Origin of the sequence: Aliiroseovarius sp. S1123, from assembly GCF_023015885.1 — a bacterium.
Classification (GTDB): Bacteria; Pseudomonadota; Alphaproteobacteria; order Rhodobacterales; family Rhodobacteraceae; genus Aliiroseovarius.
This window is the reverse complement of sequence record NZ_JALKBE010000006.1, coordinates 140,685-165,737: the sequence shown is the minus strand read 5'-3', so window position 1 is coordinate 165,737 and position 25,053 is coordinate 140,685. Positions and strand designations below refer to the sequence as shown.

Annotated in this window: 31 protein-coding genes; 19 read left to right on the top strand and 12 right to left on the bottom strand. The window is 59.6% G+C overall.

What is annotated here, in order from left to right; translation table 11 throughout:
* Positions 1 to 95: 95 nt before the first annotated feature.
* Together MWU53_RS12425 and MWU53_RS12420 are read right to left on the bottom strand one after the other, a co-directional pair.
* On the bottom strand, positions 96 to 1,988 hold the full coding sequence (locus MWU53_RS12425) for an acyl-CoA synthetase (RefSeq protein ID WP_247093812.1): 1,893 nt from the start codon (positions 1,986 to 1,988) through the stop codon (positions 96 to 98).
* A 150-nt stretch (positions 1,989 to 2,138) separates the two neighbouring features.
* Positions 2,139 to 3,935, bottom strand: coding sequence for an ABC transporter transmembrane domain-containing protein (locus tag MWU53_RS12420; RefSeq protein WP_247093809.1), 1,797 nt, complete (start codon positions 3,933 to 3,935; stop codon positions 2,139 to 2,141).
* A 158-nt stretch (positions 3,936 to 4,093) separates the two neighbouring features.
* On the opposite strand from MWU53_RS12420, the gene MWU53_RS12415 reads away from it, so the two are divergent.
* On the top strand, positions 4,094 to 4,486 hold the full coding sequence (locus MWU53_RS12415; protein WP_247093808.1) for a hypothetical protein: 393 nt from the start codon (positions 4,094 to 4,096) through the stop codon (positions 4,484 to 4,486).
* Between the two features lie 39 nt (positions 4,487 to 4,525).
* Here the strand turns inward: MWU53_RS12415 and MWU53_RS12410 are convergent, their stop codons facing one another.
* From MWU53_RS12410 to MWU53_RS12390, 5 genes are all read right to left on the bottom strand, one after another.
* A complete protein-coding gene (locus MWU53_RS12410; protein ID WP_247093806.1) occupies positions 4,526 to 4,921 on the bottom strand; it encodes a hypothetical protein in 396 nt (131 codons plus the stop codon).
* Between the two features lie 92 nt (positions 4,922 to 5,013).
* Positions 5,014 to 5,598 carry a rhodanese-like domain-containing protein gene (locus tag MWU53_RS12405; RefSeq protein WP_247093804.1) on the bottom strand — a complete coding sequence of 195 codons (585 nt, stop codon included), beginning with the start codon at positions 5,596 to 5,598 and terminating at the stop codon, positions 5,014 to 5,016.
* Between the two features lie 20 nt (positions 5,599 to 5,618).
* Entirely contained in the window at positions 5,619 to 5,939 is a 321-nt protein-coding gene (locus MWU53_RS12400) for an antibiotic biosynthesis monooxygenase family protein (protein ID WP_247093801.1), read from the bottom strand.
* A gap of 70 nt (positions 5,940 to 6,009) precedes the next feature.
* Positions 6,010 to 6,399: a zf-TFIIB domain-containing protein gene (locus MWU53_RS12395; RefSeq protein ID WP_247093799.1), complete on the bottom strand. Its 390-nt coding sequence runs from the start codon at positions 6,397 to 6,399 to the stop codon at positions 6,010 to 6,012.
* Between the two features lie 86 nt (positions 6,400 to 6,485).
* Complete coding sequence (locus MWU53_RS12390; protein ID WP_247093797.1) at positions 6,486 to 6,893, bottom strand: universal stress protein; 408 nt, start codon at positions 6,891 to 6,893, stop codon at positions 6,486 to 6,488.
* A 125-nt stretch (positions 6,894 to 7,018) separates the two neighbouring features.
* On the opposite strand from MWU53_RS12390, the gene MWU53_RS12385 reads away from it, so the two are divergent.
* The 8 genes from MWU53_RS12385 to rimM all read left to right on the top strand — a co-directional run bounded on the left by MWU53_RS12385 (position 7,019) and on the right by rimM (position 11,852).
* On the top strand, positions 7,019 to 7,522 hold the full coding sequence (locus tag MWU53_RS12385) for a hypothetical protein (RefSeq protein WP_247093795.1): 504 nt from the start codon (positions 7,019 to 7,021) through the stop codon (positions 7,520 to 7,522).
* A gap of 167 nt (positions 7,523 to 7,689) precedes the next feature.
* Positions 7,690 to 9,204 (top strand): signal recognition particle protein, encoded by a 1,515-nt coding sequence (gene ffh, locus MWU53_RS12380; protein WP_247093792.1) that lies wholly within the window; start codon positions 7,690 to 7,692, stop codon positions 9,202 to 9,204.
* A 7-nt stretch (positions 9,205 to 9,211) separates the two neighbouring features.
* Entirely contained in the window at positions 9,212 to 9,775 is a 564-nt protein-coding gene (locus MWU53_RS12375) for a GNAT family N-acetyltransferase (protein WP_247093790.1), read from the top strand.
* Positions 9,772 to 10,068 carry a chorismate mutase gene (locus MWU53_RS12370; RefSeq protein WP_247093788.1) on the top strand — a complete coding sequence of 99 codons (297 nt, stop codon included), beginning with the start codon at positions 9,772 to 9,774 and terminating at the stop codon, positions 10,066 to 10,068. The genes MWU53_RS12375 and MWU53_RS12370 overlap by 4 nt, the downstream gene beginning before the upstream one ends.
* A gap of 66 nt (positions 10,069 to 10,134) precedes the next feature.
* Positions 10,135 to 10,524, top strand: a complete 390-nt coding sequence (gene rpsP, locus MWU53_RS12365; protein WP_247093786.1) for a 30S ribosomal protein S16 — start codon at positions 10,135 to 10,137, stop codon at positions 10,522 to 10,524.
* 21 nt (positions 10,525 to 10,545) lie between these two features.
* Positions 10,546 to 11,175, top strand: coding sequence for a 5,6-dimethylbenzimidazole synthase (bluB, locus tag MWU53_RS12360; protein WP_247093784.1), 630 nt, complete (start codon positions 10,546 to 10,548; stop codon positions 11,173 to 11,175).
* A gap of 6 nt (positions 11,176 to 11,181) precedes the next feature.
* Complete coding sequence (locus MWU53_RS12355; RefSeq protein WP_247093782.1) at positions 11,182 to 11,331, top strand: hypothetical protein; 150 nt, start codon at positions 11,182 to 11,184, stop codon at positions 11,329 to 11,331.
* Positions 11,328 to 11,852 carry a ribosome maturation factor RimM gene (rimM, locus tag MWU53_RS12350; protein WP_247093780.1) on the top strand — a complete coding sequence of 175 codons (525 nt, stop codon included), beginning with the start codon at positions 11,328 to 11,330 and terminating at the stop codon, positions 11,850 to 11,852. Before MWU53_RS12355 ends, rimM begins: the two co-directional genes overlap by 4 nt.
* Here rimM and MWU53_RS12345 read toward each other — a convergent pair.
* Complete coding sequence (locus MWU53_RS12345) at positions 11,849 to 12,835, bottom strand: aminoglycoside phosphotransferase family protein (RefSeq protein ID WP_247093778.1); 987 nt, start codon at positions 12,833 to 12,835, stop codon at positions 11,849 to 11,851. The genes rimM and MWU53_RS12345 overlap by 4 nt on opposite strands.
* Before the next feature lie 51 nt (positions 12,836 to 12,886).
* On the opposite strand from MWU53_RS12345, the gene trmD reads away from it, so the two are divergent.
* Entirely contained in the window at positions 12,887 to 13,735 is an 849-nt protein-coding gene (gene trmD, locus MWU53_RS12340) for a tRNA (guanosine(37)-N1)-methyltransferase TrmD (RefSeq protein ID WP_247093776.1), read from the top strand.
* Between the two features lie 37 nt (positions 13,736 to 13,772).
* A complete protein-coding gene (locus tag MWU53_RS12335; RefSeq protein WP_247093774.1) occupies positions 13,773 to 14,579 on the top strand; it encodes a mechanosensitive ion channel domain-containing protein in 807 nt (268 codons plus the stop codon).
* Between the two features lie 90 nt (positions 14,580 to 14,669).
* On the opposite strand, the gene MWU53_RS12330 is transcribed toward MWU53_RS12335, so the two are convergent.
* Complete coding sequence (locus MWU53_RS12330) at positions 14,670 to 15,254, bottom strand: NAD(P)H-dependent oxidoreductase (RefSeq protein ID WP_247093772.1); 585 nt, start codon at positions 15,252 to 15,254, stop codon at positions 14,670 to 14,672.
* A gap of 101 nt (positions 15,255 to 15,355) precedes the next feature.
* On the opposite strand from MWU53_RS12330, the gene MWU53_RS12325 reads away from it, so the two are divergent.
* From MWU53_RS12325 to rpmE, 3 genes are all read left to right on the top strand, one after another.
* On the top strand, positions 15,356 to 15,952 hold the full coding sequence (locus MWU53_RS12325) for a TetR/AcrR family transcriptional regulator (protein WP_247093770.1): 597 nt from the start codon (positions 15,356 to 15,358) through the stop codon (positions 15,950 to 15,952).
* Positions 15,953 to 16,169: 217 nt separating this feature from the next.
* Positions 16,170 to 16,544, top strand: coding sequence for a 50S ribosomal protein L19 (rplS, locus tag MWU53_RS12320; protein WP_247093768.1), 375 nt, complete (start codon positions 16,170 to 16,172; stop codon positions 16,542 to 16,544).
* Between the two features lie 11 nt (positions 16,545 to 16,555).
* Positions 16,556 to 16,777, top strand: coding sequence for a 50S ribosomal protein L31 (gene rpmE / locus MWU53_RS12315; protein WP_247093766.1), 222 nt, complete (start codon positions 16,556 to 16,558; stop codon positions 16,775 to 16,777).
* 132 nt (positions 16,778 to 16,909) lie between these two features.
* Here the strand turns inward: rpmE and rimK are convergent, their stop codons facing one another.
* From rimK to MWU53_RS12300, 3 genes are all read right to left on the bottom strand, one after another.
* Positions 16,910 to 18,292 (bottom strand): 30S ribosomal protein S6--L-glutamate ligase, encoded by a 1,383-nt coding sequence (rimK, locus tag MWU53_RS12310; protein WP_247093764.1) that lies wholly within the window; start codon positions 18,290 to 18,292, stop codon positions 16,910 to 16,912.
* 232 nt (positions 18,293 to 18,524) lie between these two features.
* Positions 18,525 to 18,884: a Lin0512 family protein gene (locus MWU53_RS12305; protein ID WP_247093762.1), complete on the bottom strand. Its 360-nt coding sequence runs from the start codon at positions 18,882 to 18,884 to the stop codon at positions 18,525 to 18,527.
* Positions 18,884 to 19,228, bottom strand: a complete 345-nt coding sequence (locus MWU53_RS12300) for a Lin0512 family protein (RefSeq protein WP_247093760.1) — start codon at positions 19,226 to 19,228, stop codon at positions 18,884 to 18,886. Before MWU53_RS12300 ends, MWU53_RS12305 begins: the two co-directional genes overlap by 1 nt.
* A gap of 167 nt (positions 19,229 to 19,395) precedes the next feature.
* On the opposite strand from MWU53_RS12300, the gene MWU53_RS12295 reads away from it, so the two are divergent.
* The 5 genes from MWU53_RS12295 (at position 19,396) to MWU53_RS12275 (ending at position 25,052) form a co-directional block, all read left to right on the top strand.
* Entirely contained in the window at positions 19,396 to 20,208 is an 813-nt protein-coding gene (locus tag MWU53_RS12295; protein ID WP_247093758.1) for a division plane positioning ATPase MipZ, read from the top strand.
* Between the two features lie 62 nt (positions 20,209 to 20,270).
* Positions 20,271 to 21,218 carry an ABC transporter permease gene (locus MWU53_RS12290; protein WP_247093756.1) on the top strand — a complete coding sequence of 316 codons (948 nt, stop codon included), beginning with the start codon at positions 20,271 to 20,273 and terminating at the stop codon, positions 21,216 to 21,218.
* Positions 21,215 to 22,039: an ABC transporter permease gene (locus MWU53_RS12285; protein ID WP_247093755.1), complete on the top strand. Its 825-nt coding sequence runs from the start codon at positions 21,215 to 21,217 to the stop codon at positions 22,037 to 22,039. The genes MWU53_RS12290 and MWU53_RS12285 overlap by 4 nt, the downstream gene beginning before the upstream one ends.
* Entirely contained in the window at positions 22,036 to 23,613 is a 1,578-nt protein-coding gene (locus MWU53_RS12280) for a dipeptide ABC transporter ATP-binding protein (protein ID WP_247093753.1), read from the top strand. The genes MWU53_RS12285 and MWU53_RS12280 overlap by 4 nt, the downstream gene beginning before the upstream one ends.
* Positions 23,613 to 25,052 (top strand): aldehyde dehydrogenase family protein, encoded by a 1,440-nt coding sequence (locus tag MWU53_RS12275; RefSeq protein ID WP_247093751.1) that lies wholly within the window; start codon positions 23,613 to 23,615, stop codon positions 25,050 to 25,052. The genes MWU53_RS12280 and MWU53_RS12275 overlap by 1 nt, the downstream gene beginning before the upstream one ends.
* The last annotated feature ends 1 nt before the right edge of the window (position 25,053 follow it).

Genomic DNA, 25,053 nt, shown 5'->3' with positions numbered 1-25,053 from the left:
GGGCCTAAGTTGGGTGATCGGTCCGGCATAAGCTGGTCCATCAACCAAAAAAAGGCGGCCGACTGGCCGCCCCCTTCCGTTCTGATCCAATCCGATCAATCCATCCATTCGAAGGGACGTGTGAACTCTCCCAAGCAATGCTTGACGGCTTCATGGTCGACATCTCCGGTCGCCTTCAAGCGCGCCACCAGACCACGTTTCTTGTCGTCCAGAACCTCGGCCACATGGGCGGCGTGGCCCGCGTCGGCCAGCGCCTTGTCATAGATGCGGGCAATTGCGGATTTGCGCAGATCGGGTTTGAACACTTTTCCGACGGCCGTCTTGGGCAGCTCATCCAGGATCTCGATATGCTTGGGCAGGGCGGCTTTCTCGTGGATGTGCTCTTTGGCGAAGGCCATCAGCTCTTCCGACGTGACCTGAGCACCGCCGACCAGCTCGACATAGGCGCAGGGCAGCTCGCCCGCATAGCTGTCGGGCTGACCGATGGCACCGACCATTGCGACGGCCTCGTGCCCGGCCAGAACCTCTTCGATCTCGGCGGGGTCGATGTTGTGACCGCCACGGATGATCAGGTCCTTCGCGCGGCCGGTGATCCACAGATAGCCGTCTTCATCGAGACGCCCCAGATCGCCGGTACGCAGATATGTGTCTTGTGCGAAAAGCCCGTTGTTCTTGGCCTCTTCAGTATAGGTCGCCCCTGTGACAACACCGGGGTTGGTCAGGCAGATCTCGCCGACCTCATCGACCCCATGTTCTTTCAACACGGTTCCAGCATCGTCGCAGGTCAGGATTTTGACGTCCGTATAGGGGAACGGCACGCCAACCGACCCGACCTTTTTCGCGCCGGTGGGCGGGTTGCAGGATACCAGACAGGTGGCTTCGGTCAGGCCATATCCTTCAACGATGTTCACGCCGGTCGCTTCAACAAAGCGGTTATACAATTCGATCGGCAAGGGGGCCGAGCCCGAGAACGCCGTTTTCAGGGTCGAGACATCCGCATCCACAGGACGCTGCATCAGGGCTGCAAAGGCCGTTGGAACCGAAATCATGAAGCTGACTTTGTAGCGCTCGATCAGCTTCCAAAAATTGTCAAAGACACCATCGCCGCGATAACCCGCAGGGGTCGGATGCACAAAATGCGCGCCCGACATCAGGCAGGCCATCCAAATCACGTGGACCGCAAAGACGTGGAACAGCGGCAGCGGGCAGATGATCACGTCTTCTTCGTTGAACAGAAGGTTCGCGCCCAGCCAGCCGTTATAGACCATGCCGGATTGCTTGTGCTGCGCCACTTTCGGCGTGCCGGTTGTGCCACCGGTGTGGAAATAGGCCGCCACGCGGTCATCGGTCTTGTCTTCGAAATCAAGTGTGGTGTTCTGGCGCTTCATCTCGGCCACGAAATCCAACACCTTCGCATTGTGCTTCACCGGGTTCTTCGGACGCACCAAAGGCACAATCCAGCTTTTCGGCGGCTTCAGGTACTTGTTCAGGTCGATCTCAAGCACCGTCTTGACGTTCGGCGCCATCGCCGCGGCCTCGTTCGCCAGTTGGGCGACCTCGGATTTCGGAAAGGCTTTCAGCGTCACCAGAACCTTGGCCCCGGTTTCCTTCAAGATCCCGGCCACCTGTTCAGCGTCCAGCAGAGGGTTGATCGGGTTCACGATCCCGGCGATGCCACCACCCATCAGGGTATAGATCGTCTCGTTCGAGTTGGGCAGCAGGTACGCCACCACGTCGTTTTCCCCGATGCCCAGCGACCGAAACAGGTTCGCCGCCTGAACCGAGCGATCCAGCATCTGCTGCCACGTTACGGTTTCCTTGGGATCCGTTGGGCCGGACGTAATTTGGAACGAGGCCGCTGGGCGGCCGGGGAAGGCACGCGCCGTACGCTCGAGCATCTGGTAAAGCGTCTGGGGTTTATCCCGCGCTTCCCATGACATTTCCGCCTCAACAGCGTCCCGATCGAACATCGATCCAAATTCATACATCCTACATCCTCCCTTAGCCCATTTTTCGGGCCTGTTTGGAAGCTGAGAATGGTCCGAAACGCCATTGCTCGCAAGTCTGACGTGACGTGGAATTGACGTTTACGGAAGGTAAGCGACGTAGCGTATGACCGAGATTTTCGCGAGGGGTGCTTAAATCTGGCCTTCGGTGAACTGAAGCCGCGCCAAACGCGCATAGAGACCATCTTGGGCGACCAGTTCGTCATGGGTGCCTTGTGCCACGATCCGGCCTTCGTCAAAGACCACGATCCGGTCGGCCTTCTTCACGGTCGCCAGACGGTGCGCCACAATCAGGGTGGTGCGGCCCTGGGCCAGCTCGTCCACCGCGCCCTGCACCAGACGTTCGCTTTCCGCATCAAGGGCCGAGGTCGCCTCGTCCAAAAGCAGGATGGGTGCGTCGCGCAGGATGGCGCGGGCGATGGCGATACGTTGCTTCTGGCCACCCGACAGCATCACGCCGCGTTCGCCGACATAGGTGTCATAGCCTTCGGGCAGGCGCGACAGGAAGTCATGGGCAGCAGCAGCTTTGGCGGCGGCCTCGACCTCGGCATCGGTGGCGTCGGGGCGACCAAAGCGAATGTTGTCACGGGCCGATGCTGCAAAGATCACCGCGTCTTGCGGGACAAGGGCAACATATTGTCGGAAGTCATCACGGCGCATGTCGCGCAGGTCGACGCCATCCAACTTCACCGCCCCGCTTTCGGGGTCATAGAAGCGCTGGATCAGCTGCACGATGGTTGTCTTACCTGCGCCCGACGGGCCAACAAGCGCAACCGTTTCGCCCGCAGTGACATCCAGCGTGATCCCTTCCAACGCGGCCTGATTAGGGCGCGCGGGATAGTGGAAGGTCACATCGTCAAAGGTCAGTGCACCGGTCGGGCGTTCGGTGATCGCGATGGGTTGGGCGGGATCTTTCACCTGATCCTCGGCATTCAGAAGCTCGACCAGACGTTCGGTGGCCCCTGCTGCGCGCTGAAGTTCGCTCCAAATCTCGGACAGGGCACCGACGGCGCCGGCAACCATCACGGCATAGATCACGAACTGGACCAGCGCCCCGATGGACACCTCGCCTGTAGTCACATCGCGCATCCCGATCCACAAGACGCCCACGACGCCCGAAAAGATCAGAGAGATCACGATCACCGTCATGATCGCGCGGGTCAGAATCCGGCGCTTGGCAGACAGGAAGCTTTCCTCGGTCAGGCGCGAGAACTCGGTACGGCTGAGGTCTTCATGGGTGAACGCCTGCACGGTTTGAACCGACAGCAAAGCTTCGGACGCATTGCCCGAGCTTTTGGCGATCCATTCCTGATTTTCACGCCCCAGCACGCGCAGGCGGCGGCCCAGAACGATGATCGGCACAATGACGACCGGCACGATCAACAGAACCAGCCCGGTCAGCTTGGCCGAGGTGAACAGCATCAGGATGATGCCGCCAATGAAGATGAACACATTGCGCAGCGCCACGGACACGGACGACCCAATCACCGACAGGATCAGCGTGGTGTCGGTTGTGATCCGCGACAGAACTTCGCCGGTCATGACCTTCTCATAGAAGGCCGGGCTCATCCCCACGACGCGCGCAAACACCGCTTTGCGGATGTCCGACACGACCCGCTCGCCCAGTCGCGTGACAAGGTAATACCGCAGCCCCGTCCCCAGCGCGAGCAGCGATGCAACCCCAAGAGCAGCAAGGAAGTACTTGTCCAGAAGCTGAGGCGTGGCTTCGCCAAATCCGTCCACAACACGGCGCACCGCGATGGGCAGGATCAGCGAGATCCCGGCGGTGAACACAAGTGCTACGAAGGCCGCCAGCATCCACATCCGATGGGGACGCATGAAAGGCCAAAGACCTGACAGCGCGCCAATACGTTTGGATTTCTCGCGTTCGTCCATCTCGACGCTGGACGCACCTGCCTGTCTTGCCATGTGATCTGCTCCTTTGGTGCACGGATACCGAAACCACCCAATACACACAAGCGACATTGAATATTTGCGGCAAACGGCGTCGCGCAGACATGCTTTTGCCCAGGACAGGTTCGCGCTATAATAGCCGCATAGGAATTTCGAGTATCGGAGCGCGTATCATGTTTACCCTATCCAGCCTGCGCCTGCCCGCCTTCGGGATCGCCCTGACACTGGTTGCGGCCTGCGCCACGCCGCAAAAACAGTGCATTGCGCGTGAAACGGCCGAATACCGGGCGGTATCCGCACAGATCGAAGAACTGGAAGAAACGTTGGAACGCGGGTACGCGCTGCATCGGCAAACCGTCCCCTACACCTATACGCGCATCTGCCGCGTAGAGGGAAAAGAGCCGTTTCCCTGCCCAAGAACGCGGTTTCAGACAATCGAAACGCCAGTATCCGTAGATATGGACGACGTGCGCGAGAAGTTGGCGCGTCTCAAGGCGCAGCGTGCCAAGCTTGCCCCCGCAGCGGCAGCCTCACGAGAGGCGTGCATACGCGCCTATCCCGAGTAAGCTCGGCCTGTTTCAGCAAACGTGCGTCCAACGCTCTTCTTAGGGAACAGAAATCTTGATTGCCGTGGGTGTGCCACCCTGCCCAAAAACGTGCACAAGGATAATCCCGCCACTTCTCAGCCGTTTGGCCGCCTTGGGGTCCACATTTCCACGCGCGACCAACGCCTGAAGGCTTTTGCGGCTTTGGCTGCTGCCGAAATACGGGTCCCACTGATCGCCGGACTGACTAACACCAAAACGGTGATAATTCGCCCGATCCCTGCGCAGGACTTTCCAAGGCTCGGACAAAGCCGCGCCTTTTTCGTCCGTCAGGTCCGATTTTCCGATGAAGACTGTGAACGCGCCGATCTGCTCTTGCGCCACAGCAGTTTGTGACGCCAAGGCCATGCCCAGCGCCAAAGCGGCAGTTTTCAGCAGTTGGATGCGATAACGCATATCCCATTCCTTACATACGGACCGGCAAGCGGCGTGCCTAAAGAATGGGGATGACGCTTCCCAAGGTCAATGGTGGCAGACCTGACCGTTGCTTAACTGCCACCCGTCACTGTCAGACCCAGCATCCGCCACGCATGCATGCCCCCGCGATAATAGTGGATCTTGTCGGCGGGAAAGCCAGCTTCGATCATGCGGCGGGCGGCGGTGGGGGACTGACCACACCAGTTGCCGTTGCAAAACAGCGCCACCGGTTTGGCTGCTTCACAATCAAACCCGTCGAAATCCAGCTCGCAACCCAGTTCGTCCAGACGGTCCGTCGCTTCGTTGTAAGGGATCGAGATCGCACCCGGAATGGTTCCGGTTTCGTGATCCGCTGCGACACGGCTGTCGACCACGATCGCGTCAGGGTCTTGCAACATGTTCAGAAGCTCCAGTTCGCCAATCGGGGTAACACCGGGTGCGGGCACCATCGGCTGCACGCAGAAATTCGGGCAATTGCGCGAGGTCCGCGCCCATTCGCCCGACAGCTCGTGCGCGGGATCATCAATGCGCGAGATTTCAACCTCGCCATCTTCGGTCTGAACCGTCACCCAAGGCATGTCCGGGGTAATGTTTACGTCAGCAAAGACGGGGGCGACGAATAGGCCAACGGCCGCCGCGATCAGAAAGGGTTTCATGTCGGCTCCTGCGGTCGGGATCAGTTATAGGTCTCGAACACGTCATACATGACGGGCTCGAAGCTTTTGCACAGCGTGGCGATTTTACGGTTTCGCTCGCGCATTTCTTCAGTGCGCAGCATCGCTTGGAAATCCTCGCGGCGATTCCATTGGCTGTAATTGGCAATCCGCGTCTGGGCGTCATTCACGTGAAGCCCCGCGCCGACGAATCCCGGTTGCTTCGAGATGAAGCTTTCGTAGGCATCTGTCAGCGCGTCCAGAAGATCCTGACAGGTGCCGGGCGTCATCTCGAACGTGGTGATAACGGTTTGATAGTCGGGGGCTTTGCTGATTTTGGGCATGGCTTCCTCCTTGAAAAAAGAAGCCTAGCCCGATTTGGATCACATATGAATATGTGATCTTGCCACAGTGTTAGTCAAAGATGTCGAAAAGCTCGGACAGGACCGATTTCTTGCGCTTTTTCTTATACCGCTTGGCGTGGCGATACTCGTCGTCGTCATGGTCTTCATCATATTTGCGCTTGTACGAGCCTCCGGGTTTCAACCCAGCACCGCGCTCCATCTCTTCACGCGGGCGCTGGCGGATGGGTTCGTCGCGGTAAATCGGCTTGGATGAGGGCGGCGGTGGGGCGACGTAGGGATCCGGATCATCCAATTCGACCGCAGGGGTCGCCTTTTCAATGATCTTGTCCATCTCGCCCCGATCCAACCAGACACCACGGCATTTGGGGCAATAGTCGATCTCGACCCCTTGGCGCTCGGTCATCAAAAGCTCGGTTCCGTCTACCGGACATTTCATCATGGATCCTCCTGTGTTGAGGATCATGTAGGCATGAAAAAGCGGGCCACAAGGGGCCCGCAATTCAGTCACGCAAGAAGGGAGAGAGGTCAGCGCGACACGTGAACCGCACAGGGCGCATGGCGTACAACACGCGCGGCTGTCGATCCCAGGAAAAAGTCTGTCAGGCCAGGACGGTGCGAGGCGACAACGATGCAGTCCACGTTGTTGTCTTTGGCGTAATCCACGATGGCATGGCCCGCGTGGCCCGAAATCACCGCGATCGAGACATTCGGAGCGTCCTTCAGCTCGTCCTGCAAACGGCGTTCCAGCTCGTTCACATTGTCTTCCAGCTGCCCTTCCGGCAGGTACTGGGCGACATAAGCGGGGACTTCCTCCATCACGTGGAGTGCCGTGATCTTGGCGCCATCTTCGGAAATGGCGTTGGCAATCTCAAGCGCTTCAACGGTGTTGCGATCGTGGTCAAGTGCGATCGGTACCAGAATGTTTTTATACATGAGTCAGCTCCTTCATGGGCTTCAAGTCTTCTTGCCCAATACGTAACGCGCGAACGATCTGGTGAATATGACACAGGTCAAATACCCCTCTTTTCTTGTCGGGCTTTCCTTTCTACCCTGAGACCATGAAACCGCTGACAAACACGCCCGAATTACTGGTTCTGGACCACAAGCCGTGGCTGCTATCGCTCGGCATGATTGCAGGTCTTCTGATCTTTCTGGGGATTGGGACGAACGCTTTGATGCAAGGTGAAATACTGTTTGGTGTTATGTTTTCGGGCATAGGCACGCTTACATGGGGCGGCTGCTTTCTGGCTTTTGCCAGACGGGTGCAATTGATCTTCGATGCGCGCGCTGGACAGATCGTGAAGCGCAAGCGGTCGTTCTTTGGATACGCACAGGATGTCTATCCGCTGGACGCCCTCTGCGGAGCCGAGCTTGAGGAAACACGGCGCGATGGATCCAGTATGTATCGCCCGGTTCTGGTGATGACCGGGCAGCCGAACCTACCGGTGGTATCTTATTACACCAACGGGTCTGGACCTCGCCGCACGACCGAGGCCATCAATACGTGGCTGAACGGGCGATCTAACCCAATGCAGCTTGACTCTGAGCCACGAACCCCGTAACTCACCCCCAAATCTCGGAAGTGCGAAACTTCCGGTCCCATGGCCCAATGCCGGGATCGCCCCCTGTCAGCGTGTTACGCCCACAGGGGCCATCGTGTTTTGGGCGTTTGGAAAAGCGCAACCCCGCCCCTATCTTGGGGGAAACGAAACGGCAAAGGAGCCGAGATATGTTCGAGAGCCTCTCAGATCGCCTGTCTGGCGTCTTTGACCGTCTGACGAAACAGGGTGCGCTGTCCGAAGATGATGTAAAAACCGCCCTGCGCGAAGTGCGTGTGGCCTTGCTCGAGGCTGACGTCTCGCTGCCTGTTGCCCGCGACTTTGTGAAGAAGGTGCAGGAACAAGCGACCGGTCAAGCCGTGACCAAATCGGTTACGCCCGGCCAGCAGGTCGTCAAGATTGTGCACGACGCTCTGGTCGACGTTCTGACCGGCGAAGGCGAACCCGGCGCACTGAAGGTCGACAGCCCCCCTGCCCCGATCCTGATGGTCGGTCTGCAAGGTGGTGGTAAAACCACGACCACTGCGAAGCTGGCCAAGCGTCTGACAGAAAAAGAAGGCAAGCGGGTTCTGATGGCCTCGCTTGATATCTACCGTCCGGCCGCTATGGATCAGCTGGCGGTTCTGGGTAAACAGATTGGCGTGGACACATTGCCGATCGTTCCCGGCCAGAAGCCCGTCGACATTGCCAAACGTGCCAAGCAGCAGGCGACGATGGGCGGCTATGACGTCTATATGCTCGACACCGCTGGCCGTTTGCACATCGACGAAGTCCTGATGGGCGAGGTCGAGGAAGTCTCGGCCGTTGTGAACCCGCGCGAGACCCTGCTGGTGGTCGATGGCCTGACCGGTCAGGTCGCCGTCGAGGTCGCGCAGGAATTTGACGACAAGGTCGGCATCTCGGGCGTGGTCCTGACCCGTATGGATGGTGACGGACGCGGTGGTGCGGCGCTCTCAATGCGAGCTGTCACAGGCAAGCCGATCAAGTTCGTCGGTCTTGGCGAAAAGATGGACGCGCTGGAAACCTTCGAGCCCGACCGGATCGCTGGCCGTATTCTTGGCATGGGCGACATCGTTGCCCTTGTTGAAAAAGCCCAAGAAACCATCGAGGCCCAGCAAGCCGAGCGCATGATGAAGCGCTTCCAGAAGGGTCAGTTCAACATGAACGACCTTAAGATGCAGCTGGAGCAGATGATCAAGATGGGCGGCATGCAGGGCATTATGGGGATGATGCCGGGCATGGGCAAAATGGCCAAACAGGCCGAAGCCGCCGGCATGGATGACAAGGTGCTGAAGCAGCAAATCGCGCTGATCCAGTCGATGACCAAGCGCGAGCGCGCCAATCCGCAGATCCTGCAAGCCAGCCGCAAAAAGCGTATTGCCGCCGGTGCGGGCATGGAAGTGTCCGACCTGAACAAGCTTCTGAAAATGCAGCGTCAGATGGGCGACATGATGAAGAAGATGGGCAAGATGGGCAAAGGCAAGATGCTGAAACAGGCCATGGGTGGCATGTTTGGCAAAGGCGGCGGCATGCCCGATATGGGTGGAATGGATCCCTCGCAGATGGACCCGAAAGCGCTGGAACAAGCGGCGAAAGCCATGGGTGGCAAGCTGCCCGGTGGCCTGCCCGGTCTGGGCGGCGGTGGCCTTCCCCCCGGCCTGTCTGGCTTCGGGAAGAAAAAGTAAGCGTCCCGTGAAACTGCCCTTCGATCATATCACCACGCCGCGCCTTGTGCTGCGCCCGCCAGAAGCTGGCGATTGGGACGCGTTTCGCGATTTCCTGATGGACAGCCCGCGCGCGGAATTTGTTGGTGGCGGACCGGACAGCGACAACACACGACGTACCGTCTGGCGCGCTTTCGGGCATGCAGTCGGCCACTGGGTCTTGAAGGACTACGGCCCCTTCATTTTGGTGGATAAATCCAACAGCCAACCCATCGGCTGGGTCGGCCCGTGGTGCCCCGAAGGCTGGCCGGAACCCGAGATCGCCTGGTCGATCTGGTCCGATGCCCATGAAGGCAAAGGCTTCGCGCACGAGGCCGCCGTGGCCGCCCTCGACTGGGCCTATACAAACACCGACATCGACAGCTTTGTCAGCTACGTGGATCGCGACAACGCCCCCTCGGCCGCCTTGGCCAAACGGTTGGGCTGCGAGATCGACGCGGACGCCCCGCGTTTTGAGGACGAAGACGACAGCTATGACGTCTGGCGCCACCCTGCACCTGACACATACGGCACCCCGGAGGCCTACGCATGACCGACGCATCCACCCGCGCCGCGGACCTTCTGAAAGAGCATCGCGAGTCGATCGACCGGCTGGACGCGATCCTTGTCTACACGCTGGGCGAGCGCTTCAAGCACACGCAGGCCGTAGGCCAGCTGAAGGCCGAACACGACCTGCCCCCGTCGGACCCGGCGCGCGAGGCGCGTCAAATCGAACGGCTGGAAGATTTGGCCACCCGCGCCAATCTGGATCCGGAATTCGCCAAGAAATTCCTGAACTTCATCATTGATGAAGTCATCAGGCATCACAAGAAACACCAAGAATAACAACGGAATGACGGGGCTCCCCCAATCGGAAAGCCCCTCAAATAGCTAGTAAAAAGGAAAACTCTCATGGCTATGAAAATTCGTCTCGCCCGTGGCGGCTCGAAAAAACGTCCCTTCTATCGCGTCGTAGCTGCTGACAGCCGCATGCCGCGCGATGGCCGCTTCATCGAGAAGCTGGGCACCTACAACCCGCTGCTGCCGAAAGATTCGGAAGAGCGCGTAAAGCTGGACCTGGAACGCGTTCAGTACTGGCTGGACCAAGGCGCTCAGCCGTCGGACCGCGTATCGCGCTTCCTGGAAGCCGCTGGCGTTCTGGAGAAGAAAGAGCGTGCGAACCTGAAAAAAGGTGAGCCGGGCCAGAAAGCCAAAGACCGCGCAGAAGAAAAAGCCGAAAAAGCTGCTGCCGCTGCTGAAGCTGCCGCTGCTCCGGCTGAAGAAGCTGCTGCCGAGGAATAAATCCTTCGGACTGGATCTGACATGCACGCCTTCTCAGACGAGTTTCAGTCGGATCTTGAAGATCTGATGCGTTGGCGGCGCGACGTGCGCCGCTTCCGCACGGATCCTGTGGACGAGGCATTGCTGACGCAGTGCCTCGACGCGTTTCTGATGGCCCCCTCGGTGGGGCTGTCCGAACCGTGGCGGGTGGTGCGTGTCCAAAGCGACCATGCTCGCACCGCCGCACTTGAGAATTTCAAAGCTGCGAATGCCGAAGCTCTGTCCGGGTATTCCGGCGATAAGGCGCAGCTCTATTCCGGCCTGAAACTGTCCGGCATGGAAAATGCGCCCGTTCAGCTGGCGATTTTCTGTGACGAGGCGACCGAGAAGGGCGCGGGTCTTGGTGCGAAAACCATGCCCGAGATGCGCCGCTATTCCGTGGTATCGGCCATTATGCTGTTCTGGCTGGCGGTGCGCTCGCGCGGGTTGGGACTGGGCTGGGTATCGATCCTTGACCCCGAGCAGCTGTGCCGCGATCTGAACATATCCGAAGACTGGAGCCTCGTCGGCTATTTCTGCCTTGGCTGGCCCGAGCAGAATGCCGACAGCCCGGAACTGGAAAAAGCAGGATGGGAAAGCCGCCGTGGTTCGCTTCCTGTCGAAGTAAGGTGACGCCAAATGGGTTTGCTTTTTCATCCGGTGAAGCTGATCATATTGATCAGCGCGGGCTTTTCCGCGGGCGTGGTCTATGAGCGCGGCGTGCTGGGTGACAAATGCGAGGCCCGCGGGGGCAAAATGGAACAAGCTGTCTGCATAGGTGCAAAATGAGTGACGACCGAATTTGTGTAGGAAGCATTGGTGGTGCATATGGCGTTCAGGGCGATGCGCGCATCAAAAGCTTCTGCGCCGAACCCACTGCGATTGCAGATTACGGCCCGTTGGCATCGGAAGATGGCACGCGCGCCTTTTCCCTGACACTGCTGCGCCCGATCAAGAACGGCTTTTCAGTCCGGATCGACGGCGTGACCACCAAGGAACAGGCCGACGCGCTGAAAGGCGTGAAGCTTTACGTCGACCGCGACGCCTTGCCCGCTTTGCCCGATGACGAATACTATCACACTGATCTTGTAGGTCTGACGGTGCTGAACACAGGTGGGGAAGAGCTGGGCAAGGTTCATGCCGTTCACAATCACGGTGCATCCGATGTTCTTGAAATCAGACTTCCCGGAAGCTCGGCCACCGCGCTTTTGCCCTTCACGCTGGATGCAGTGCCGACCGTGGATCTGGCGTCGGGCCGGATCATCGCCGACCCGCCCGAGGGCGTCTTTCCAGACGACAAAACCGCTTAATCTGCGAAAAGATTTTCGGCGAGTTTCAGAAGGTTCTGGAAGCGCTGTTGCTGGCCGGAGCGCCGGTCCCCGCGCCGTTTCGGGATATCGCGCCAATCCCCCAGCACGCGAATGGGCAGGATATAGCTGAGCGCAGGCTGCGACAGCTTTTGCAGATCAGCCCCATAGCCGCGCCAAAATGCATCCAGCGCCGAGGTGTGCGGATCGGCATCAAACCTGCCGTGATACCGCACTAAAAATTTTGCGAGATCATGCGCTGTAGTCACGGTTCGGACGCCCTCGAAATCCAGACCGACGGCTCCGTTTTCCGTAATCAGCAGGTTGCGCAGATGCATGTCACCATGGGCTACGGCAATTGGCGTCAACTCTCCCGTGACGGCCTCGGCCATTGCGGGGATCTGATCGGCATAGGCCAGAAAGAGGTCCCGGCGCGGGACATCGTGGCTGCGGTCCCGAACCTCGGCCTGCATGGTCGCAACCCAGCGCAGCATGAACTTCGGATTAATCGGCCGGGGCTTTTCCAAGGTGGCGCGGTGGAACTGGCCGATCCACTGCCCGCAGGCTTCCAGAATCTCGTCAGATTTGGTCACCCCCAGCTCGGCCATCCCAAGCATATCTTGCGCCGTCCTGAAACCGATATGGCGCATGATCAGGCTGCGTGATTCAGGATGGATCGACAGGATTTCCGGCACGGCACCCGGCCCGAGGTTTTCGAGCGCTTTCTGATGCCCTCCAAGATGGTGCTCAAACTCCTCCAGCGCATCGCCCGCGGCAAAAGCCTTTAGAACGACGTCGATGGCATCAGCATCATCCACACGACCAAGATTGGTCAAACGCACCACGAACCGCCGCCCTTTGTTCGAGGTCCGATCGGCCAGCACCACCGGCATCAGGCTTGAAAGATGCGGGCGCAGCCACGCATGCTGGGCGGCGATCTCTAGCGCGGCGTGCTCGGCAGCTTGGCGATCTTCAAGTTCGCTCAAAAGAGCACCTCGGCGGTTTGCATTTCACTCTGACTGTCGTAGACAGCCGCTATGTCTAAGGTCAATGAAAATAGCGCGTCCTCCACGCCCCCGAATACCAAAGGCCGGTCTCATGGTCGTCTGGCGATTTCTGCCAGCCTGAAACCGCGCGAGCTGATGACAGACACGCCGCGCATTGCAGGCACGTGGACCGCAAAGGTGATCACATTGTTCCCCGGTGCCTTTCCCGGCGTGCTGGGCGAAAGCCTGACGGGCAAAGCGCTGAAAGACGGAGGCTGGGCGTTGGAGCCCATCGACTTGCGCATCTTTGGCGAAGGCAAGCATCGCAACGTTGATGACACGCCTGCCGGGGGCGGCGCCGGGATGGTGCTGCGCGCGGACATTCTGGGCCGTGCAATCGACATGGCGCAACGCGGTGTGCCACAGGATCGCGCGAAATGGCCGATCGTGTACATGTCGCCGCGCGGCAAGCCGATGGATCAAGCCACCGCACGCCGCTTTGCCGACTGCAAGGGCATGACCATCCTGTGCGGTCGTTTCGAAGGCGTCGATGAACGCGTGCTGGAAGAATACGACATCGAAGAGATCAGTCTTGGTGATTTCGTCCTGACCGGCGGCGAGATTGCAGCCCAAGCAATGCTGGACGCCACCGTCCGTCTTCTGCCTGGTGTCCTAGGCAACGAAGCCTCAACCGAAGAAGAAAGCTTTTCCGCCGGAATGCTTGAGCACCCCCAATACACCCGCCCCGCCGAATGGCGTGGCCGCACGATCCCCGAGGTTCTGACCTCGGGCCATCACGGCAAAGTCGCTGAATGGCGGAGGGAAATGAGCGAGAAAATTACCCGTGAACGCAGGCCCGACCTGTGGGAGACACTGACGCGCGATCAGGACGACACCTGACCACGCCCCCCTCTGACTTTCTAAAGGTTGCACCACAATGGAAACCCTTCTTGAACAGGTCCAAAGCTATGGACCGTTGATCCTGAATGTTGCCAAGGCATTTGTTACGCTGGTCATCGGCTGGATGGTAGCCAATACCGTTGGATCGTTGGCCCGGCGCAAGGTCAACAACACGCCCGAAATCGACCCGACCCTTGGCAACTTCATTGCCTCGATGGTGAAATGGGTCATTCTACTGATGGTGCTGGCCGCCGTTCTCAGCATCTTCGGCATTCAGGCCACCAGCCTTGTTGCCATGCTCAGCGCGGCCACGTTGGCGATTGGCTTGGCGCTGCAAGGCACACTCAGCGACATTGCTGCGGGCTTCATGCTGACCCTGTTCCGCCCCTATAAACTTGGACAATATGTTGATATTGGCGGCACCGCTGGCACGGTAAAAGACCTGAACCTGTTCGTGACCGAGCTGACAACCCCCGACAATGTGCAAGTGATCGTACCAAATGGTCAGGCCTGGGGGTCGATCATCCGCAACTTCTCGCATCATGACACCCGCCGCGTCGATATGGTCTTTGGAATCGACTATGGCGATGACATCGACAAGGCGATGCAAATCATCACCGATCTGGCCGAGGCCGATCTGCGCGTCCATGCCGATCCCGCCCCGTGGGTCCGTGTCACCAACCTCGGCGACAGCAGCGTCGACCTGACCACCCGTGTCTGGTGCGACAATGCCGAATACTGGAACGTGAAGTTCGAGCTAACCAAGGCGGTGAAGGAAGCGTTTGATGGCGGCGGCATCTCGATCCCCTATCCGCATTCGGTGGAAATCAAGAAAGAGGCGTAAGCCTGTCATCGGGCCAAGCCGCCCGGCGCTAAATTGAAAGAGGCCGCTCCGCAAAAGGGCGGCCTCTTTTCTTGTATGCGGCGTGTGCGATCATACCCCGCGCTGCCCCAAAGCGGCGACCGTCTGTGCCCAGCGATTAATCTGCTTTTCACTTGGATGGCTAGCCTGCGCGAAATGGGTCAAACGGGCGGGCCGCAGACCGACAAACTCGAGAATCTGCTTCTTGAGCTGCCAGAACAGCGGGCGATGCAGGAAGAACCGAAAGTACCACCACGGGCTGTCCGAGGTCAGGATGACGCGGGCAGAGCGACCGTTCAAAAGTGGTTTTGGCAGACCTGCTCCGCGTGGATCAAAAGCAACACCCGGCAAAAACGCCCGATCAATCAGCCCCTTCAGTTTGGCAGGCAAGCCGCCCCACCACATCGGGCTGACAATTACGACGTGGCTGGACCAATTCAGATCGCCCAGAAACTGCTCCAACGCTGGTTCGAGCGGCTTGTGCGTCTTGTATCCGCCATACCCATAGTCGGCGTCGAACGCCATGTCGTGAATATGCAGCACCCGCACCTCGTGCCCTGCTGCTGTTGCCGCCTCGGCATATTGCGTTGCCAAACGCTTGTTTAACGATGTCTCGGCCGGATGGCCGTTCAACACCAATATCCGTTTTTGTGTCATGTGACTCTCCAAATTGACCACGGTCACTTTCATCGCACACAAAACTGACCGTGGTCAATAATGAATTTTGACCACGGTCAGAAAATGTGGGATAAAGCGTTATGACAACGACCACCCAACCCCGCACATTGAAAACCCGCGCCCGCCTGATCGAGGCCGCAACGGCCATTGTTGCCGAAAGCAGCTTCACCGATTTACGGGTGGAAGAGGTCGTGCGCCGCGCTGGCGTCGCAAAAGGCACGTTCTTTACCCATTTCAAGGATAAGGACGCGCTTCTGGACCGGATGATCGGGGGAATCATCGACTGGCACCTCGATCAGATCAGCGCGCAGACCACGCCCGAGACGATCGACGCGATTCTAGACATCCTGACCCCCCTGATGACATTCATGGGCAGCGAGCGCGCGGTGTTTGACGTCATCCTGCGCTATTCCGGCGCCGCATCGGTCGAGGAAATCGGGCCGATCGCAGCGACGTTCGAGCGGTTCGTGCATGTGCTGTCCGGCTGGTTTGTCGACGGGCCTTTCCGTCAGGATGCCGACCCTGCCACGCTGGCCGAAGGTGTCCAAGCATTCGTGTTTCAGGCGCTCGCTTTGAACTTCTGCGCCCTCAATAGTCACCGCCCGGTCCGTGACCGGCTGCGCCCCTATCTTGAACTGTGGTTACACCCCGCCAAAGCGCTTGATCCACAGGGCTAAAGCGCCTATACACCGCCCGTCCGGCGCTCTTCCGAGTCGCACGGGCCTTTTCCTTTTGGGCTGCTGCCTTTCTTCGGCAACCACACAGCGCAACGGAAACTGACAAAGAAACGACGGACTACACTCCCGCGGGCGCATGACGGACCCGGTGAAGACGCGGAGCTCTTGGACGGCACCAACTTTGCGGAACAACCGCAAGCAGATAGGAGATGATCAGATGGACCTGATCGCACAGCTCGAGGCGGAACAAGTTGCCGCCCTGGGGAAAGACATCCCCGATTTCAAAGCCGGCGATACCATTCGCGTAGGCTTTAAGGTGACCGAGGGTTCGCGCACCCGTGTGCAGAACTACGAAGGCGTTTGCATCAGCCGTAAAAACGGCGCTGGCATTGCCGGTTCGTTCACCGTTCGCAAGATTTCCTTCGGTGAAGGCGTGGAGCGTGTATTCCCGCTGCACTCGACCAACATCGACTCGATCACCGTAGTACGTCGTGGCCGCGTCCGTCGCGCCAAACTGTACTATCTGCGTGCGCGTCGTGGTAAGTCGGCACGTATCGCTGAAGACACCACATACAAAGCCAAGAAAGCCTGAGGAGCGTCGATATGAAAAAGGATCTGCATCCCGACTACCACCTGATCGACGTCAAAATGACCGACGGCACCATCTTTCAGATGAAATCGACCTGGGGCAAAGAAGGCGACACCCTGTCGCTGGACATCGACCCCACCGTACACCCGGCATGGACCGGCGGCGGCACCCGCCTGCTGGACACCGGTGGCCGCGTGTCGAAGTTCAAATCGAAATACGAAGGCTTTGGTTTCTAAACCAAGCTTCTTTCGAGACAGAAACGCCGCTTCATTCGAAGCGGCGTTTTTTGTTTCTAAGGTCAGTTTTGGGGAAACATGCACAGCGCCGCGCTCTGCGCATGTTGACCGAAATCTTACAGACGCACAGCGCTAAGCCCGACGCTTTGTCCTTGGAAGCTTTGGCGCAACTTTCTTTTCAATATGCTCGACCACCAACGACGCAATATCCTTTCCGGTCGTCAGTTCAATCCCCTCAAGCCCCGGCGACGAGTTCACCTCGAGCACCTTGGGACCGCCCTCTGAACGAAGCAGATCCACCCCGGCGAACTCCAACCCCATAGCGCGGGCTGCCTTAAGCGCGGTCTCTCGTTCCTGCTTGGTGATCCGAACTTTTTGGGCGCTTCCCCCTTGGTGCAGGTTTGACCGAAACTCGCCCGGCGGGCCTTGGCGCCGCATGGCCGCCACGACTTTACCCCCCAGAACGATGCAACGAATATCTTCGCCCGCCGCTTCTTTTACGAAATGCTGCACAAGGAAGTCTGCCTTAAGCCCCCGGAACGCGGAAATCACGCTTTCTGCCGCCTTGCGAGTCTCAGCAAGCACGACACCTTTGCCTTGGGCGCTTTCAAGCAGTTTCAAAATGACGGGCGCGTCCCCGACCAGATTGATCAGGTTCTTGCTGTCCTTCGGGCTGCGCGCAAATGCCGTATCCGGCATCCCGATACGATGCCGTGCCAGCACCTGATGCGCATGCAGCTTGTCCCGCGAAACCGAAATCCCGGATGATGCGGACAGGCTATAGGTACCGGTGCTTTCGAACTGCCGGACGACCGATGTCCCATAGGCGGTGATCGAGGCGCCAATGCGCGGAATAATTGCGTCGAAATGCGGCAGTTTACGCCCGTCATAGTGCACTTCGGCTCCGACCCCCTGAATCTTCATATAGCAGCGCGAGGTATCGATAACCTCGACCGAATGCCCACGGCTCTCGGCAGCCTCTATCAGGCGGCGGTTTGAATAGTTCTGCGGTTCTCGTGTCAGCACCGCCAGTCGCAAGACGCGCTTGGTCCAGTTTGCGCGCGGGAAACTGCGATAGGCGTCATAGCTCAGTTCCGGCTGAAGGAAGCCGCTTGACGGATCGACCTGAACATCGCCCACCAAGGCCGTTCGGCCCAGCAGCATGCGATACGCCATAGATCCACGATCGGTAAGAGTAACCTCGACCGGCCAATCCCGTTCGCCCATCGAAACCACCGTTTCAATCACATAGCGCAGTTCGCTTTCCCCATTGGACGAGGTCACCTGACGCCGATCCTTGACCGGTGCCGAACAGACGATTTCCAATGACGGATCATCAGGGTCGGGATGGATTGCAAACCGCACCATAGGCCGCTTTTCAGAGCCAAAGGGCTCGATCGCAAAAGCATGCAGGGCCGAGGTCTTAGCCCCGGTATCAACCTTTGCCTTCATGGCCGGAAGGCCCAATTCTGGAAGGGAAAGCCATTCTTCCCATCCCATGGAAAACTGAGACATCGCGAGCTCCTGTTTTGTTCGAAACGGCAGGATCTTCGGCACAGCTCGCAAAAACTGCGAGAGTCATGTGTCAAGGATCGACAGGGCACTCCTATGCGGCCAAATCCGATTCTTGCCAATTAAAAAACGACCTGCGGGCACATTCAAGCTTGCTGAATGTCCCTGCTCGATCACGTTATCATCCCATCGCCCTGTAGGCGCGCCGCGGTGTTTTCTTCAGATTGGGCAAAGCTTATCGCATCACCCGCCACTTCCCTGCCTGATCCGGCAGCCATGCCTCGATCGCGGCGGTGGCCACCACATGCACCTGCCCGGCGCTTTCTGTGTTCATTCCGCCTTTCACAGCGCGCACCTCGGCCCGACCTCGGGGCAGTTCGGCGCGGACGATTTCTAGGTCCAGCTTTTCGGGCTCGGCCACGCCGATGGTCACGGACACGCGCATGTCCTGATGGTCCAGCCCCAGCGTTGAGAACAAGGTGATCGACGAATGGTGCAGCGCGTCCTGCACCGCGCGACACGCCGCTTTGGTATAGTCCTGACCATACAGATCGTTGCCCATCCCCATCTCAAGGATCATACGTTTCTCACCCATCACGCGGCCTCCATCATGAACGACACGGCAATGGCGACATTGGCGATCAGCGTCTTGCCCCCATGCGGCTTGTCGATGTCCAAGCCACCATGCTTCACGGTGAACGAGATGTTGCCATAGGGAAAGTCCTTGGCCAGCTGGCTGGTGTCGACCTGATCCGGCGCTTGCACCGCAACTTCCACATCCACGATCATGTCGGTTTTCTCGAACCCGAACAGCTCGGCCATATTGACCGAGTTGTGCCACAGCGCATCCCGGATCGCGCGGGCGGCGGCCTCGGTATAGTCTTCGCGGCGCAAGGACGTGCCCATGCCGAACTCTACAAGTACGCGTTTCTTTTCCATCAGATCTCCTCGGGCTTTTGACCATGCTTACCGCAGCATTTCTGCGACCATATAGCCAGCCTTCGCGAAAGAGTTGTGCAAATTGGATTTGCACCTCTTCCCCCTGCGAATGATGCGACATATAGTGGCCGAAAGATAAAAACACTCAAGATACCGGGGATAGTGGCGTGGCACATATTATTGTTGTCGGGAACGAAAAGGGCGGTGCGGGCAAGTCGACCGTGTCGATGCATGTGGCGACATCGCTGTCGCGCTTGGGGCATCGCGTGGGCGTTCTGGATCTGGACCTGCGCCAGCAGACCTTCGGCCGGTTCATCGAAAACCGCAAGATCACGATGGAGCGTGAAGGCTCTGATCTTCCCACCCCCGAATATCACGATCTACCCGACATTGATCCATCCGGGTTGAAGGACGGCGAAAACCCCTATGACCGCCGTCTGGCCTTGGCCATCGCGTCGCTTGAGCACAGCCAGGACTTCATCCTGATCGACTGCCCCGGATCGCACACCCGCCTGAGCCAAGTGGCGCATTCGCTGGCTGACACGCTGATCACGCCCCTGAACGACAGTTTCGTAGATTTCGACCTGCTTGCACATATTGACCCGACCTCGGGCAAGGTCACCGGTCCGTCCGTGTACTCGGAAATGGTTTGGAACGCGCGCCAACTGCGCGCCAAGGCCGGGCTGAAACCGATGGATTGGGTCGTCGTGCGCAACCGTCTGGGCGCCCAGATGATGCACAACAAGAAAAAGATGGGCGACGCGATTGAAGAATTGTCGCGCCGCATTGGCTTCCGCGTGGCCCCGGGCTTTAACGAACGCGTCATCTTCCGCGAGCTTTTCACCCGCGGCCTGACCCTTCTGGACCTACGTGATATTGGCGTCATGGGGCAGATGAACATCTCGAACGTGGCGGCCCGTCAGGAATTGCGTGAGCTGATGAAGGCTCTGAATCTGCCCGGTGTAGACGTCAAAATCTGACGCAGCACCCTTCGGCGCGGAATTCTCTTTCCGCAGGCATTATCGGGGGCTAGGCTCGCCTCATGTTGCGTTATCTGATCACCCGCGCCCTGTCGCTTGGGGCCAGCCTGATTGTGGCCTCGCTGGTGATCTTCGCCATGATCGAGGTGATCCCCGGTGACCCGGCGTCTTTCATGCTAGGGCTGAATGCGTCACCCGACACGGTTGCCGCCCTGCGCGATGATCTGGGGCTGAACGGATCCCTCAGCGCACGCTATTTCAACTGGATCTCAGGCCTGTTGGTCGGGGATTTCGGTATATCCTACACCTATCGCGTGCCGGTATCTGAACTGGTTCTGGAACGGTTGCAGGTGTCCTTGCCGCTGGCGCTGTTTGCCCTGCTTCTGTCCACGCTGATCGCTATTCCCGTCGGCCTGATCGCAGCCGCGCGCCGGGGCCAGATGACGGATTACACGGTCATGGGCGTGACCCAGATGGGCATAGCGGTCCCGAATTTCTGGTTCGCCATGCTGCTGGTGCTGGTCTTCGCGGTGCAACTGCGCTGGTTCTCGGCCGGGGGCTTTCCGGGCTGGGACGCGGGCGTTGGTCCGACACTGAAGGCTCTCACCCTGCCCGCCATCGCATTGGCCCTGCCACAAGCGTCAATTCTCGCCCGCGTCATGCGCTCGTCCCTGCTGGACGTGCTGCATCAGGACTATATGCGCACCGCGCGCGCCAAGGGGCTAAGCGTCGCCCAAGCCACCCGCCGCCACGCGCTGCGCAACGCGATGATTCCGGTTCTGACCATCATCGGGCTTCAGTTCAGTTTCTTGCTGGCGGGCGCGATCATCATTGAAAACGTGTTCTTCCTGCCCGGCCTTGGGCGGCTGATCTTCCAAGCAATCACCCAGCGCGATCTGGTGGTGGTGGAAAGCGTCGTGATGCTGCTGGTCTTCGCCGTCATCCTTGTGACCTTCCTTGTGGACGTCGCCTATGTGGTCGTTGACCCAAGACTGAGGAGGCGCGCATGACCCGCCTGCCCGCCCAACTTTGGATCGGCGCCGTGCTTAGCGTCGTGCTGCTCGCCGCAGCACTGATCTCGTTCCTGTGGACGCCCTATGACGTCACCGCGCTGAACATCGCGGACAAGCTGAAAGCACCCTCGGCCGAGTACCTTCTGGGCACCGACCACTTTGGCCGAGACCTTCTGTCCATGTTGATGGAGGGCGGACGAATCTCGATCGCCGTCGCCGTCTTGGCCGTGGGGATCGGCATGGGCGTCGGCGTTCCGTTGGGCCTGATGGCCGCAGCCAATCGGGGTGGCTGGCTGGACGAAATCATCATGCGCGGCAATGACCTGATCTTTGCTTTCCCCTCGCTGGTGATCGCAATTCTGATCACCGCGACCTTCGGCCCGTCCGCCACCAACGCGATCATCGCCATCGGAATCTTCAACATCCCGGTTTTCGCCCGTGTCGCCCGTGGTGGCGCACTGACGATCTGGACGCGCGAGTTCATCATGGCCGCCCGTGTCGCGGGCAAAGGCAAGGCCCGCATCAGTGTCGAACACATCCTGCCCAACATCGCAAACCTGTTGATCGTCCAAGGCACCATCCAGTTTTCGCTGGGCATTCTGGCCGAAGCAGGGCTTTCCTATGTAGGCCTGGGCGCACAGCCACCCACCCCCAGCTGGGGCCGCATGCTCGCGGACGCACAGACCATGATCTACACAACGCCACGCCTTGCCATCGCGCCCGGACTGGCGATTGTTGTCATGGTTCTGGGGCTAAACCTGATGGGCGACGGGCTGCGTGATCTACTGGATCCAAGGATCAGAAGGGCGCGCGAATGATTAAGATCCAGAACCTCTTGCTGTCTATCCACGACACGCCCATCCTGCGCGATGTCGATCTATCCATCGCACCCGGTCAGGTGGTCGGGCTGGTGGGCGAAAGCGGGTCGGGCAAGTCGATGACAGCCTTGGCCTTGATGGGACTGCTTCCAAGCGGGGCCGAGGTCTCGGGTCAAGTGATGCTCGACGATACGGACCTTGCGACGCTGGACGAACCCGCGCTTTGCGACATTCGTGGGCGGCGGATTTCGATGATCTTTCAGGAGCCGATGACCGCCCTGAACCCGGTGAAAACCATCGGGGATCAGGTGGCCGAGACGCTCTTGATCCATACCGACACGTCCCGCGAAGACGCCCTGCGCATCGCCGCCGAGAAACTGGCCCGCGTGGGCCTGCCGCAGGACCGTTTCCCGCTGGACCGCTACCCGCACGAGCTGTCCGGTGGTCAGCGTCAACGCGTCTGCATCGCCATGGCCATTGCCCTGCACCCTGACCTTCTGATCGCGGACGAACCCACCACCGCGCTGGATGTGACCACGCAGGCGCAGATCCTCGATCTGTTGAGAGAGCTCGTCGCCGAGGAAGGCATGGGCCTGCTTCTGATCACCCATGATCTGGCCGTGGTCGCCGGAATGGCCGATCACGTCGCGGTCATGCGCAAGGGCGAGATTGTCGAACAGGGCGAAACCGAGACGCTCTTTCGCACCATGTCGCATCCTTATACGCGACAGCTATTGGAAGCCTCCAGCCACGCGCCCGATGGCACCGCACTGCCCAGCACAGCACCCCTTCTGCAAGTCCGCGCTGCCGTACGCGACTATCCCCTGCCCCGAACACGTCTTTTTGGTCCCGCCCCGCAATTTCGCGCAGTGGATGGCGTCAGCTTCACGCTGAACAAGGGCGAAAGCCTTGGGCTGGTGGGCGAAAGTGGCTGCGGGAAATCTACGCTCAGCCGCGCCATTCTGGGGCTGGAACCGCTGCAAGGCGGGGAAATCCTGTTGAATGGAATGCCCATCACGCCCGACATGGACCCGGCCCGCCGCGCCGGACTTCAGGTCGTGTTCCAAGACCCCTATGGCAGCTTCAACCCGCGCTGGACGGTCGAAAAACTGGTTGCTGAGCCTTTTCATCTGTTGGGCCAAAGACCCGAAGACTGGCGCGACCGGGTACAGCAGGCGCTGGCCGAGGTCGGCTTGCCCGGTGAGGCCATGACCCGCTATCCGCACGAGTTCTCTGGCGGTCAGCGCCAGCGCATCGCCATCGCCCGCGCCCTGATCCTGCGCCCCGAACTGATCCTGCTGGACGAGGCCGTGTCGGCGCTGGATGTCTCGATCCGCGCCGACATTCTTGACCTTCTAGCAGAGCTTCAGTCCAAGCACGGACTGGCCTATCTATTTATCAGCCACGATCTTGGCGTCGTACGCAATGTCACCGACCGCGTGCTGGTGATGCGCGCGGGACAGATCGTGGAAGAGGGCGACACGGACACCGTATTTGCCCACCCGCAACATGACTACACACGAAACCTGATAAACGCGGCGCCGGTCATTCCGCCCGCGTGGAGGACGGCTTAATGGACGCGCTTTGGTTTGATCCCACGGAAATCCTAATCGGCGGCAATTGGCGCGCCACGAAGGAAACGCTCCCCGTCGAAGATCCCTCGACCGGCAAGGAATTCGCACGCATCGGGCGCGGCAGCGCGCAGGATGTGGACGCTGCCATCGCTGCCGCCCGCGACGCGCTGGATGGCGACTGGGGGCGCATGACCGCGGTCGAACGCGGACGCATCCTGACCCGGATCGGACAGCTGGTACAGACGCGCATCGACGACCTGACGGCGTTGGAAGCCCGCGACGTGGGTAAGCCCCTGACGCAAGCCCGCAACGACGCCATTGCCTTAGCGCGCTATATGGAATTCTACGGCGGCGCGGCGGACAAGGTGATGGGCGAAACCATCCCGTATCTGGACGGCTACACCGTCTATACCTTGCGCGAACCGCATGGCGTCACGGGCCACATCGTCCCGTGGAACTATCCCATGCAGATCATCGGTCGCTCGGTCGGGGCGGCGTTGGCGATGGGCAATGTCTGCGTCTTGAAACCCGCCGAAGAGGCCTGCCTGACAGCCCTCGCCTTCGCGCGACTGGCCGAGGAAGCAGGCCTGCCCAAAGGCGCGCTCAACGTGGTGACAGGTTTGGGCGAGGAAGCCGGCGCGGCCCTGTCCTCGCACCCCGACGTCAACCATATCAGCTTCACCGGCTCGGTCCCCGTGGGCGGGCTGGTACAAGCCGCGGCGGCCCAGAACGTCGTGCCCGTGACGCTGGAACTTGGCGGTAAATCCCCGCAGCTGGTCTTTGACGACGCTGATCTGGACGCCGCCCTGCCCTTCCTTGTAGGGGCCTGCATCCAGAATGCTGGCCAGACCTGCTCGGCCAGTTCACGTATCTTGGTACAACGCGGTGTCTATGATCAGGTCGTCGCGCGTATGGGCGCGGCCTATGACGCGCTGCGCGTGGGACCGGCGGATGCGGATTTGAATGTGGGACCACTGATTTCGGGTCGGCAGAAAGAGATTGTCGAGGGCTTCTTGACCCAAGGCGCGGACCTGAAAATCGCTGGGCGCGGCCAGATCACTGATACGCCTAAAGGTGGGCATTACGTCGCCCCCACCCTCTTTGCCGATGTGTCGCCCGATCACCCGCTCGCCCAGAACGAAATCTTCGGCCCGGTACAGGTCATCATCCCCTTCGACACGGAAGTAGAAGCCGTTCAGATCGCAAATTCCACCGACTATGGTCTGGTCGCCAGCATCTGGACCGCCAATGGTGCCCGTCAGATGCGTCTGGCCAAGCGTCTGCGCGCCGGACAGGTGTTTATCAACAATTACGGTGCAGGGGGCGGCGTCGAATTGCCCTTCGGCGGGGTTGGCAAATCAGGCCACGGGCGCGAAAAAGGCTTCGAAGCGCTCTACGGATTTTCTCAATTGAAAACCGTCGCCGCAAAACACGACTGAC